Source organism: Bacillus sp. SRL337 (assembly GCF_984799155.1).
On sequence record NZ_OZ481793.1, the window covers coordinates 3,274,092 to 3,287,112 of the forward strand.

Below are 13,021 nucleotides of genomic sequence, written 5' to 3' on the forward strand. Positions count from 1 at the left end.
ACCTAGCTGCCCTTCACTTTGCTGCTAATAAGTACAGCCTTTTACAGAAAGTAATCTTTCTGTATGGATATTTAAATCCATTCACCTTGCAATTATAATATAAGCATTACATAAGGTCAACAATTTCCGATGATTTGCTTGTATATTTAGACATGTATAAGGATCCTCCCTAATAAAGTATAGTAGGAGGGTGAGGACATGCTGCATTTATTATTTCTTATTTTACTGATCATCTGTTTTTTGATTGGTATGTTTTGGCTGAAAAGCGGTTTATACAATATGGCTGGAGCGAGGATGAAAGGCATGATTTCCAAGTGGACAGATGCTACTTGGAAAGGCTTCATCATCGGTATTTTTGTTACGGCGATTCTTCAGAGCAGTTCTGCTGTCATGGTCCTCACTATCGGATTTGTTTCTGCAGGTATCCTTACGTTCAGGCAATCAATAGGAATCATACTCGGGACTAATATTGGAACTACCTTGACTTTGGAAATCATTTCTTTGGATTTGGGCTTCCTAAGCCTGCCTTTGGTTTTTTGTTCATTATTCCTCCTCATACTCCCTAACGGGAACACCAGGCCGCTGGGTATATCATTAATGGGACTGTCCCTGATTTTTGTCAGTATGCGTGGTTTTGAGGCACTGGCCAATCCTCTGGCAGACCAGAACTTCATTCACAGCCTGATGGAAAATGCTAATGCTTCTGCATTATTCTCTATCCTCCTGGGAGTGGTATTGACCGGACTTGTACAATCAAGCACCGTCATAACAGGGATAGCCATGAGTTTTGCGGACGCCGGCATCATAACTATCTTCGCGGGAATTGCCATCATGCTGGGGGCAAACATTGGCACTTGCGTTACTTCCTATCTCGCAGGAATCGGAAGCGGGAGGACCACAAAGATGACCGTCTATGCCCACATTTGGCTGAATGTTATCGGCGTGTTGGCTTTCTTTCCATTCATCGATGAGGTAGGCCGATTCGTTACAGCTGCAGCTCAAAGTCCCGAATTGCAGCTTGCCCACGCCAGCCTTGCCTTCAATGTTATTTGTTCGGTGATCGTTCTGCCGTTCTCCGGGCTTTTTGCAAGGATGATTGAACGCCTGCATGGCAAGGGGTAACGTTGTCCCGGGTGATTTTGATTCATCTTGTTGTTTCAGAAATTTTTATGGACTTCCCACGGGATTACCTAATCTGCTGTTTTGTCGTTTGGGGGGTTTCATGAATTTCCTTTGCGACACCCTGATTTTATTTATGACTCCTTTGGGTCCTCATAAACCTCTTATGCGACACCTGACCTGCTTTTTGGGGCGTTTGGGTGTCTCATGAACCTCCCATGCGACACCCTAATCTGCGGTTTCGCTCGTTTGAGTGCCTCATGGACCTCCCATGCGACACCCTAATCTGCCTTTTCGCTCGTTTAGGTGACTCATGAACCTCTCATGAGTCACCCTAATCTGCTTTTTGGCTCGTTTGGTGTCTCATGAACCTCCATATAACACCCTAATCTGCTTTTTGGCTTTTTAGTGTCTGTCAGTGTTCTCCTTACTCGCCAGCTCCAAAATATCTTCGCTGCAAACCCCTTCTAAACTAAAAAATAAGACAACCCGAAGGCTGTCTTATTTTAGTAATCTGAATCACTTGTCAAACCTTGAACAATTTGAACGCCGGAGCTTGCTCCGATTCTTGTTGCTCCTGCTTCGATCATATTTTTAGCATCTTCAACGCTTCTTACACCGCCTGAAGCTTTGACACCGATCTCCGGGCCAACTGTTTTTCTCATCAGCTTAATATCTTCCACAGTTGCTCCGCCAGTTGAGAAACCAGTGGATGTTTTCACATAATCTGCTCCAGCTTCAACAGCAAGTTTGCATGCTCTTTCTTTTTCTTCGTCAGTAAGAAGGCTTGTCTCAATGATTACTTTTGTCAGAGCCTTTTCCTTTGCAGCGGCTGTTACTGCCTGGATATCCTGCTTTACTAAATCATCGTTACCATCTTTTAATGCACCGATATTGATGACCATATCAACTTCTGTTGCACCTTTTTCAATCGCATCCTGGGTTTCGAATGCTTTTGTTTCCGACGTTGCAGCTCCTAGAGGAAAACCGATAACGGTACAAACCTTTACATCAGTGCCTTGCAGAAGTTCTGCAGAATATTTTACCCACCCAGGGTTAACGCAGACAGAAGCAAAGTTGAACTCTTTTGCTTCCTCACAAATCTTTGTTACTTGATCCTTAGTTGAGTCCGCTTTCAATAATGTATGATCGATCATTTTTGCGACATTGTTTTCCATTCGTTACACTCCTCCAACAAGTTGTCCGTACCTCTTTATTGTAACAAAGGTTTGATGAATATACGACATATTTAGGGAAACTTCAATACATTTAGTTTATCCAAACAGAAAAAAAGATCACGACGAGTCATGATCTTTTTAAATGAAATTCCAACGGGCTTTTGTTTAGGCCAATCTATACACCCTTGCTTCATATGGCTGCATTGTGAATTGGTTCAAATCGCTGTGCTGCTCTACTTTTCGATTGCTTAAAAGCAGCCTTTCTGAGGTTACGTTGAGTTGTTCCAATTTGACTACCGCTTTCTCTGTGGAAAGGTTGGTCACAACAAGCACTTTCTCATTTTCCTTAGTTCTTGTATAGGCAAAAATTTGCTCATGCTCCGGCAGGATCAAATCGTACGTTCCATAAGTGAAAATGTCATGATCTTTCTTTAGCGCAATCAACTTTTTGTAGAACGAAAGAATGGAATGTTCATCATTAGATTGAGCTTTGACATTTATGGTCTTATAGTTAGGATTACTATTCATCCAAGGGGTCCCTTCTGAGAATCCCCCATTTTTATCATCTGACCATTGCATTGGTGTACGGCTGTTATCCCTGGATGAGGCCCAGATGATGTCCATGATTTTCTCATGGGAGATGCCTTCCTCGCGTTTAAGGTTATAGAGGTTCTTCACTGCAACATCATCATAGTCTTCTATGGAAGGGAACTGTACATTGGTCATACCGATTTCCTGGCCCTGATAGATGAATGGAGTTCCCTGCATCAAGAAATACATTGCTGCCATTGCAGTTGCGCTTTCTTTCCAAAATTCATCATCATTTCCCCAAGTTGAAACAACACGGGGCTTATCATGATTTTCAATGAACAAGGCGTTCCAGCCATCCCCTTCAAGACCTTTTTGCCATCGGGTCAACACTTTCTTCAATTCCACAATATCAAGGTCTGGATTTGTTTCTGCATCCCATAATCCCAGGTGCTCAAATTGGAAGATCATATCCATTTTACCGTTTTCTTCTCCAACCCAAAGTTCTGCTTCATCTGCCGTTACTCCATTGGCTTCCCCCACCGACATCACATCATAGTTTGCATAGGTTTTGTCTTTAAATTCCTGCAGAAACTGATGAATACCTTTTTGGTTCATATGCATATCAAACGATGATACATATTTTTTGTTTTTTGGATTCGGCATGTCCGGCAGTCCTGAACGCTTCTTTATATGACTGATAGCATCAATCCTGAAACCGTCGATTCCTTTGTCGAGCCACCAGTTTACTGCATCATAAAGAGCTTCTCGCACTTCTTCGTTCTCCCAATTCAAGTCAGGCTGCTTTGTCGAGAATACATGTAAAAAATATTGATCTGTTTTCTCGTCGTACTGCCACGCAGAACCTCCAAAAATGCTTTCCCAGTTGTTTGGCTCTTTTCCATTTTTACCATCACGCCATATATACCAGTCACGTTTAGGATTTTCAATGGAGGAACGAGATTCTATAAACCAGCGGTGTTCATCACTGGTATGATTGAGGACCAAATCAATGATCAGCTTCATATCCCTTGCATGAACTTCTTTCAGGAGGGCATCAAAGTCATCCATCGTTCCGAAATCGTCCATGATATCCTGATAGTCTGAAATATCATATCCATTATCGTCATTTGGAGATTTGTACATCGGGCATATCCAAATGACATCGATTCCAAGATCTTTTATATAGTCAAGTCTTTGAATGATTCCTTGAATATCGCCGATTCCGTCACCATTTGAATCTTGAAAGCTGCGAGGATATATTTGATAGCCAACGGCTTCCTTCCACCATACTTTTTTCATTATAAAACACCTCATAAGAAAAATTTTAAATAAGTGAACTATATGCGCAATCGTTTGCACTAATGAGCAAAAAAAATAACCGATGTTTCCGCTTTCTTATACCTATTTAGTTTACAGCTAAATCGTGAACTAATCAATATGGTTTTTCAGAAAAAATAAAAGGAAGCGGTTCAAGATGAACCGGCTTCCTCCTTAGCTAGCTGCTGTTGTCTTTTCTTCTTCCAGGACTCTGACAAACTGTCCTTCGTTATATGGATAGCCCGCTTTTGAAATCTTCACTTTGACTAGTTTACCAACCATATCTTCTGTAGCAGGGAAAACCACTTTAAGATAGTTATCCGTATATCCTACATACAGTCCGCTGTCTGGTTGATCTTTATAGATTTCTTCAGGGATGACTTCCAAAACTTCATCCTCAAACTGTGAAGCATATTCTTTCGCAAGTTGATTGGACAGTTCAATCAATCGATGTACACGTTCGTTCTTGATTTCTTCATCGATTTGATCCGTCATTCTTGCAGCTGGGGTACCAGTACGTTTTGAATACGGGAAAACATGCAGTTCAGAGAACTTTTGCTCTTTGATAAAGTTGTATGTTTCCATGAACTCTTCTTCCGTTTCACCTGGGAACCCTACAATCACATCAGAAGTAACAGCAAGGCCCGGAAGCGCTTTTTTCAGCTTTTCAAGTCTTTCTGCAAAAAATTCCATTGTATATTTTCTTCTCATTCTCTTCAGAACTGTGTTTGAACCAGACTGCAGAGGAATATGAAGATGTCTTACAACCATCTTGGAGTTGTCGATGACTTCAATCACTTCGTCCGTCAATTGGCTTGCTTCAATGGAAGAAATTCTGATGCGCTTCAATCCTTTGACCTTTTCTTCAAGATCGCGCAATAACATAGCAAGGTTATAGTCTTTCATATCCTCACCATATCCTCCCGTATGGATTCCTGTCAAAACGATTTCTTTGTATCCTGCATCCACAAGCTGCTGGGCCTGGCGGATGACTTCCTCTGGGTCACGGGATCGCATCAATCCTCTTGCCCAAGGGATGATACAGAAGGTACAGAAGTTATTACAACCTTCCTGGATTTTTAAAGAAGCACGTGTACGGTCAGTGAAGGCAGGAACCTGCAGTTCTTCGTATACACGATTTTTCATGATGTTTCCTACGCCATTGATCGGCTGTCTTTCTTCTTTGTACTGCTCAATATATTCAAGCATTTTTCTGCGGTCCTGTGTACCTACCACGATATCCACTCCAGGGATCGCCATGATTTCAGCAGGAGAAGTCTGGGCATAACAACCTGTCACACAGATGACTGCATCAGGATTTTTCCGGATGGCACGCCTGATTACCTGGCGGCTCTTTTTATCTCCCGTGTTTGTAACCGTACACGTGTTGATGACATAAACATCGGACGTATTCTCATAGTCAAGGCGTTCATAGCCCTTTTCTTTAAATAATTGCCAAATAGCCTCTGTTTCATAGTGATTCACTTTACAACCGAGGGTATGAAAAGCTACTGTTGGCATATTTTTCACCTCATTAGTTCAAATTGATATGATGCAGCAGATAGTAAATAGAATGGTGCTGTTTCTGCCCGCATGATTCTTGGCCCTAAACCGCAAGAGACAAATCCGTTAGCTTTAAGTGACTCGACTTCCTTTTCAGTTAACCCGCCTTCAGGCCCAAAAACCGCTAAAAGACGGTCACCCGGCTGTGCTGCTTTCATGATACGGGCCAGATTGCTTTGCTCACCTGTCTTGGCATCTTCCTCAAAAGCTACGATTTTAAAATCATAGCCAGCAGCAAGATTGACTAATTCTTTTAACGAAACAGGGGAATGTATTCTAGGGACATGCCGACGGTGGGATTGTTCAGCGGCTTCCTTGGCGATTTTCTCCCAGCGGTCTACCTTCTTCTTCGCTTTTTTCTCATCCCATTTTACAATTGAGCGATCTGCGGTAAAAGGGACAAATTCCTTTGCACCAAGCTCAGTCCCTTTTTGGATGATCAATTCCAATTTATCCCCTTTTGGCAGTCCGCTCACGATCGTGATGTCCACCGGCATTTCCTTCTCTTCCGTCTCCCATTGTACTACCCTTGCTTCCAGGCAGTCACTGGAAATCGTTTCAATTTGCACTTTTGCTGAAGCACCATTTGGAAAAACGACGTAGAATAAGCTGTCCTTCGTCATTCTCATAACACGGACGATATGATGGAAGTTCTCTCCATCGATAAGAATGGGATCTCCTTCTTGAAACTCCTGGCCTATAAAATATCTTTGCATTGGTGATCCCCCTTCATAAAACAGTTATTCCGTTTTTTTTGCAATAATGGCAACCCAGTCTTCCATCAAGATCACTTCTTCCACTTCAAATCCTGCTTCCATTACAGCAGATTTGACCAAATCCTTTTTCTGTCCAATGATACCTGAAGTGATGAAATATCCGCCAGGCTTCACAATCCTTGCCGCCTCATCTGTAAATCTCAAGATGACTTCAGCCAATATATTAGCGACAATGACATCCGCCCCTTCGGCTACACCATCAAGGAGATTATTTTGACTTACAGCCACTCGGTCGTGGACTTTATTGAGCTTTGAATTCAACCGGGCAGAGTTTACTGCAACCTCATCAAGATCATATGCTTCAACTTTGTCAGCTTGTAGCATTGCTGAAGCAATGCTCAGGACCCCTGATCCAGTTCCTACATCAATGACATGATCGCCAGGTTTAACGGTCCTTTCCAATGCTTGAATGCACATTACAGTTGTAGGGTGCGTTCCTGTCCCAAAAGCCATTCCCGGGTCCAATTCAATAATCAATTCATCACTGTTCACCGGTTCGTATTGTTCCCAGGTAGGAACAATGGTGAACTTTTCTGAAATCTTGACTGGATTATAATATTTCTTCCAGGCAGTGGCCCACTCTTCTTCGTTCACTTCGGATATTTCAACTTTGTTTCTCCCAATATCAATATTGTATTTTACAAGGTTTTCAATGGACTGCTTAATTTCATCTACTGTTTCGCCAAGAAAACTGTTCACAGGGAGATAGGCTTTTACTATTACACCTTCTTCAGGAAAATCATCAGGATTGAGTTGGTAGATTTCTCCGAAAATGTCCTCGCGTTCTTTTTCCAATTCAAATGGATCTTCAATTACAACTCCGCTCGCACCTGCTTCATGAAGAATATTTGAAATGGGCTCAATTGCTTCATTCGTTGTGTGTATGCTGATTTCTGACCATTTCATCGACTCTACCAACTCCGTTCCTGTTTATTCACCTTTAAAGGCGCGTTTTACTTTATCAAAGAAACTCTCGTGCTGTTCATCAGGCACCTGTCCAGTAATATCGGCAAATTCACGAAGCAGTTCTTTTTGCTTGTCGGTAAGCTTCGTTGGTGTAACCACCTTCACTCGGATATGTTGGTCACCGGTACCATAACCTCTAACGTTCGGAACACCTTTGCCCCGCAGCCTGAATTTTGTACCTGTTTGTGTTCCCGCAGGTACTTTCAGTTTCACTTTGCCGTGTAATGTCGGAACTTCGATTTCATCACCAAGGGCTGACTGAACAAACGTAATTGGCATTTCACAATAGATATCGTCACCATCACGTTCAAAGAATTCATGTTGTCTTACATGGAAGACAACATATAGATCTCCTGGAGGTCCTCCATTAACACCAGGCTCTCCCTGTCCCGAAACTCTAAGCTGCTGGCCTTCATCGATTCCTGTCGGGATTTTCACATGAATTTTGCGGCGCTTCTGCACCTTACCATTTCCTCCGCAGGTAGTACATTTTTCTTTAATGAACTTCCCTGTTCCATGGCAATGATGACAGACTCTGCGATTGACAATCCGGCCGAATGGTGTATTTTGCTCAACATTAAGCTGGCCTGTTCCCTGACAGTGTTTACATGTTTCCGGTTTGGTTCCCGGCTTTGCCCCGGTACCATCGCATGTATCACAATCTTCCTCTTTCGGTATTTCAATATCCGTTTCTTTTCCAAAGACTGCCTCTTCAAAAGTGACACTCATTGTATACTGCAGGTCTGCCCCGGCTCTTGGGGCATTTGGATCGCGTCTTCTGCCACCTCCGCCGCCTCCGAAGAAGGTGTTGAAGATATCTTCGAATCCGCCAAATCCGCCACCGAAGTCCCCTCCGCCGCCAAATCCCTGGTTTGGATCTGTGTGGCCGAAGCGATCATATTGGGCACGCTTTTGTTCGTCGCTCAATACTTCATAAGCTTCACTGATTTCTTTGAATTTTTCATTGGCATCCGCTTCTTTATTAATATCAGGATGATATTTCTTTGAGAGTTTGCGGTATGCTTTTTTGATCTCATCTTTTGAGGCGCCTTTCTCAACGCCAAGAACTTCATAATAGTCCCGTTTACTCATCAATACAACACTCCCGATTCCTTATGCATAAAGGTTATTTTAACATTAAACAGGGTTCTCTCACAACGTTTATTCAGAAATAGAGGAGATTACCTCCGCTTTTTTAACACACACTCTACTTTATTATGTTTGTTTTGCTTCCGGAGAATGTTTTGTTGATTTCCGCTGCAGGCGCCCGACTCCGCGGGGCGGGCGTTGAACTAAAAAGCGGAAGCGGCCGTTCAGCGCCGTACAGATTGGAGGGCTCTCGCATGAGATAAAGGAATCACGACGAGCTAGCGAGTCGATGATGACTTATCTCAAGGAGAGAGACCGAAATCTGCTAGGCGCTGGCCGCTGGAGCTGGATTGGCCTCCTCGGCTTAGCCTGTGGGGTTACGTTCCAGTTGGTGCGTAGCCTTGGTCTCATCTGTCCCGCTGCTCCCGCAGGAGGTCGGTGACCTTCCGGTTCAATCAACCCATATATACCGTAGCGAGCCAAATAATATCACAAGACACCACAGTATAAAAGGCAACTTCTTCAGGATACATTATTTTTTATATCCTGCAGCCTCTCACGGATTTACAAGCTTTAAAAATTTTTAATAAAGAGACTCGCAATTTGACCCTTACAAAAAATGGACCAAAGATAGTTTGCTTTACCAAAGAAAAAGCCAAAGTCAAGATAGACCTGACTTTGACTTTCCATTGGCCGTTTTTATAAAGTTGAGATTACTTGTCGTCTTTTACTTCTTCATATTCTGCGTCGACTACATCGTCATCTCCGCCTGCTTGGCCTTCTGCTCCCTCAGCTTGCTGCTGTGCTTGTGCAGCTTGTTCATACAGCTTCATGGAAAGACCTTGCACGATTTCTTGAAGAGCATCTTTCTTCGTACGGATCTCTTCTAAATCATTCTTTTCGATAGCCGATTTCAGTTCTTCTTTAGCTTCTTCAGCTTTCTTGACTTCAGCTTCTTCTACTTTGTCACCAAGATCTTTGATTGTTTTTTCAGTTGTAAAGATCAGCTGGTCTGCTTCATTGCGAAGTTCAACTTCTTCTTTACGCTGTTTATCAGCTTCGGCATTTTCTTCTGCTTCTTTGACCATACGGTCGATTTCATCATCAGAAAGGCCTGTTGAAGATTTGATTGTGATGTTTTGCTCTTTTCCTGTTCCCAGGTCTTTAGCGGACACATTCACGATACCGTTCTTATCGATATCAAATTTAACTTCAATTTGTGGAACACCGCGCGGAGCTGGCGGAATATCAGACAATTGGAAGCGTCCAAGAGTCTTGTTGTCAGCAGCCATTGGTCTTTCACCTTGAAGGACATGTATATCAACGGCAGTTTGATTATCTGCTGCTGTTGAGAATACTTGCGATTTTGAAGTAGGAATTGTCGTATTACGTTCGATTAACTTCGTAGATACGCCGCCCATCGTTTCAATACCCAATGATAAAGGAGTTACGTCAAGAAGGACAACGTCTTTAACATCTCCAGTCAATACTCCGCCTTGGATTGCAGCACCCATTGCTACAACTTCATCAGGGTTAACGCCTTTGTGTGGATCTTTGCCTACTTCTTTCTTGATGGCATCCTGTACAGCAGGGATACGAGTAGATCCACCCACTAGGATTACTTTATCGATTTCGCTTGCAGAAAGACCTGCATCTTTAAGCGCCTGGCGAGTAGGCCCCATCGTGCGCTCTACAAGGTCTGCAGAAATCTCGTCGAACTTAGCACGAGTCATGTTTACTTCCAGGTGCAGCGGTCCATTTTCACCTGCTGTGATGAATGGCAGTGAAATTTGTGTAGAAGTTACACCGGAAAGATCCTTTTTCGCTTTTTCTGCAGCATCTTTAAGACGTTGAAGCGCCATTTTATCTTTTGATAAGTCAATGCCGTTTTCTTTCTTGAATTGCTCTACAAGATAGTCGATAATCACTTGGTCAAAGTCATCTCCACCGAGTCTGTTGTCACCGGCAGTAGAACGTACTTCGAAAACTCCATCGCCAAGTTCAAGGATGGATACGTCAAAAGTACCTCCGCCAAGGTCATAAACAAGGATTGTCTGATCTTCTTCCATCTTATCAAGACCATAAGAAAGTGCAGCTGCAGTAGGTTCGTTGATGATACGCTCTACTTCAAGACCTGCGATTTTACCAGCATCTTTCGTAGCCTGGCGTTCTGCATCATTGAAATAAGCCGGTACAGTGATGACCGCTTTTTCAACTTTTTCCCCAAGATAGTCCTCTGCATAAGATTTCAGATGTTGAAGGATCATTGCAGAGATTTCCTGTGGTGTATATTCTTTATCTTCAATTTTCTCTTTGTAATCTGTACCCATGTGGCGTTTAATGGAGATCACTGTGTTCGGGTTCGTGATTGCCTGGCGCTTAGCCACTTCCCCCACTTGAAGTTCACCATTCTTGAATGCAACAACAGAAGGGGTTGTACGATTGCCCTCCGGATTTGGGATAACCTTAGGCTCTCCGCCTTCAAGGACTGCCACACATGAGTTTGTAGTCCCTAAGTCAATACCGATAATTTTGCTCATGAGAAAAACCTCCTTGTATTTTGTATGTAGTGTTATTGATTTACTTTTACCATTGAAGGGCGGATAACACGATCCTTCAATTTATACCCTTTTTGAAACTCTTCAGTCACAATGTTGGACCCGAAGTTTTCATCTTCTCCCTGCATAACAGCTTGATGCAAATGCGGGTCGAATTCATGTCCGACTGTTTCAATCGGGTCCACGCCTTCTTTTTTCAACGCATCCACTAAGCTACGATAAACCATTTCCATTCCTTGGAGCAAGGATTTTGTCTGGTCGTTTTCAGGATTGATATTAAGCGCACGCTCAAAGTTATCAATAGCAGGCAGCAATTCTGTCACAAGACTTTGAGCTTTATATTTTTCACTCGCCTCGCGATCTAAATTTGCCCGGCGGCGGAAATTATCAAAATCAGCACGCAAACGCAAGTAACGGCTTTCGGATTCATCCAACTTCGATTGCAGGTCAAGGATTTGTGACTCCTCTGTAGACTGCCCGCTTTCTATACCATCTTGATTTTCCAGGCTTTCGGCGAAAATTTCCTCTTCATTACCTGCTGAGGTCTGCTCTTCCTGCTGATCAGGTGATTCCTGTTGATCAACTTTGTTGTTCGTTTCTTCTGCCATTCCATTCACCTCCTTAAAAGTAGGGGGCCAGTCCCTCCATCAACAGTCTATCTTCATTATGCTTAATAAGAGGCACTCTGTAACTGTTTGCATGGATGACCCCGATTTCCTCTATTCAATATAGCCACACGCCTCAGCTTTGATACAGCTTTGTCAGCGCTTTGGACATATCACCACTCAAAAAGTTCAATAAACTGATCACCCTGGAATATTCCATCCTGGTCGGTCCCAGGATGGCAATGGAGCCGACCTTTTCGTCCGCAACTGAATACGAAGCGGTAATCAGGCTGCAATTTTCCATCGCCGTCACATTATTTTCCTTGCCGATTTTCACATTCAGTCCATTGGGAAGATGTTTTATCATATCATATATCCCATCTTCCTGCTCAATCATGTTCAGCAGCAGGCGGACCTTATGGACGTCATTGAATTCAGGTTGATTAAGCATATTTGTCTTCCCGCCGAAGAAGAGCTTTTCGTTCACCGGCAAGTCCATGGTGCTTACCAGGGAATGCAGCATCAAGTCATAGTTCTCTATGTGCTGCTTCAGCAGTTGAGCAACCTCTTTGAATATCTTGTCATTCAATTCGGTCATCGGCACTCCTGTCAGTCGTTCATTTAGGATATTGACGAGTTTTTCCAACTCACTTGATTCGACTGCCTGAGGAATGGTAAACATGCGATTCTGCACATGCCCTGTGTCTGTAACGATTATGGCTACAGCTGTTTCCTGGCTGATAGGGATGATCTGTATTTTCTTAAGCTTATTTTCTTTCACCTCAGGACCAAGGACAATCGCTGTATAATTGGTAAGATCGGAAAGAATTTTAGCGGACCTTTCCACTACTTTTTCCATTTCATAGATCCGTTCGGCAAAAATGGACTGTATCGATTTGACATCCTTTTTCTCCAGCTGAGCAGGGGAAAGCAGATGATCAACATAATATCTGTACCCTTTTTCCGAAGGAATACGCCCTGATGAGGTATGGGGCTTCTCAATGAAACCGAACTCCTCCAAGTCTGCCATTTCATTCCTTATGGTAGCGGAACTGAAAGATATTTCTTCTTTTTTCGATAGGCTCCTCGAACCTACCGGTTGTGCAGACCGGATGAAATCATCAATGATGACTTGAAGTATAAGAAGCTGTCGATCTGTTAACAACATTTCATCACCTCTGTTAGCACTCTCAATTAATGAGTGCTAAATCTAATAATAAATTATCAAATCATATTCGAGATGTCAATTAGAACAAATTGTTTGCAGGGCAAAATCTTGTGTAAAATTTACCAAGTCCTTATTCCGGGCAGGGGTCTTG

General features: G+C 42.9%; 10 protein-coding genes. 1 reads left to right on the forward strand and 9 read right to left on the reverse strand.

Annotated features, from left to right (window positions below; all coding sequences use genetic code 11):
• Positions 1 to 198: 198 nt before the first annotated feature.
• On the forward strand, positions 199 to 1,122 hold the full coding sequence (locus AC4E8A_RS16715) for a Na/Pi symporter (protein ID WP_490194568.1): 924 nt from the start codon (positions 199 to 201) through the stop codon (positions 1,120 to 1,122).
• A gap of 503 nt (positions 1,123 to 1,625) precedes the next feature.
• Here the strand turns inward: AC4E8A_RS16715 and deoC are convergent.
• From deoC to hrcA, 9 genes are all read right to left on the reverse strand, one after another.
• The gene (gene deoC, locus AC4E8A_RS16720; RefSeq protein ID WP_490194570.1) at positions 1,626 to 2,297 is read right to left on the reverse strand and encodes a deoxyribose-phosphate aldolase; all 672 of its coding nucleotides are present in this window, start codon (positions 2,295 to 2,297) and stop codon (positions 1,626 to 1,628) included.
• A 165-nt stretch (positions 2,298 to 2,462) separates the two neighbouring features.
• Positions 2,463 to 4,127, reverse strand: coding sequence for a glycoside hydrolase family 13 protein (locus AC4E8A_RS16725; protein WP_490194572.1), 1,665 nt, complete (start codon positions 4,125 to 4,127; stop codon positions 2,463 to 2,465).
• 192 nt (positions 4,128 to 4,319) lie between these two features.
• Positions 4,320 to 5,666 carry a tRNA (N(6)-L-threonylcarbamoyladenosine(37)-C(2))-methylthiotransferase MtaB gene (mtaB, locus tag AC4E8A_RS16730; RefSeq protein ID WP_490194574.1) on the reverse strand — a complete coding sequence of 449 codons (1,347 nt, stop codon included), beginning with the start codon at positions 5,664 to 5,666 and terminating at the stop codon, positions 4,320 to 4,322.
• Positions 5,667 to 5,671: 5 nt separating this feature from the next.
• On the reverse strand, positions 5,672 to 6,424 hold the full coding sequence (locus AC4E8A_RS16735; protein WP_490194576.1) for a 16S rRNA (uracil(1498)-N(3))-methyltransferase: 753 nt from the start codon (positions 6,422 to 6,424) through the stop codon (positions 5,672 to 5,674).
• Positions 6,425 to 6,448: 24 nt separating this feature from the next.
• Entirely contained in the window at positions 6,449 to 7,390 is a 942-nt protein-coding gene (prmA, locus tag AC4E8A_RS16740) for a 50S ribosomal protein L11 methyltransferase (RefSeq protein ID WP_490194578.1), read from the reverse strand.
• 24 nt (positions 7,391 to 7,414) lie between these two features.
• A complete protein-coding gene (gene dnaJ, locus AC4E8A_RS16745; protein WP_490194580.1) occupies positions 7,415 to 8,542 on the reverse strand; it encodes a molecular chaperone DnaJ in 1,128 nt (375 codons plus the stop codon).
• A gap of 710 nt (positions 8,543 to 9,252) precedes the next feature.
• On the reverse strand, positions 9,253 to 11,079 hold the full coding sequence (dnaK, locus tag AC4E8A_RS16750) for a molecular chaperone DnaK (RefSeq protein WP_490194582.1): 1,827 nt from the start codon (positions 11,077 to 11,079) through the stop codon (positions 9,253 to 9,255).
• A 32-nt stretch (positions 11,080 to 11,111) separates the two neighbouring features.
• Positions 11,112 to 11,705 carry a nucleotide exchange factor GrpE gene (gene grpE, locus AC4E8A_RS16755; protein ID WP_490194584.1) on the reverse strand — a complete coding sequence of 198 codons (594 nt, stop codon included), beginning with the start codon at positions 11,703 to 11,705 and terminating at the stop codon, positions 11,112 to 11,114.
• 133 nt (positions 11,706 to 11,838) lie between these two features.
• Positions 11,839 to 12,867 carry a heat-inducible transcriptional repressor HrcA gene (gene hrcA, locus AC4E8A_RS16760; RefSeq protein WP_490198914.1) on the reverse strand — a complete coding sequence of 343 codons (1,029 nt, stop codon included), beginning with the start codon at positions 12,865 to 12,867 and terminating at the stop codon, positions 11,839 to 11,841.
• Positions 12,868 to 13,021: the final 154 nt, after the last annotated feature.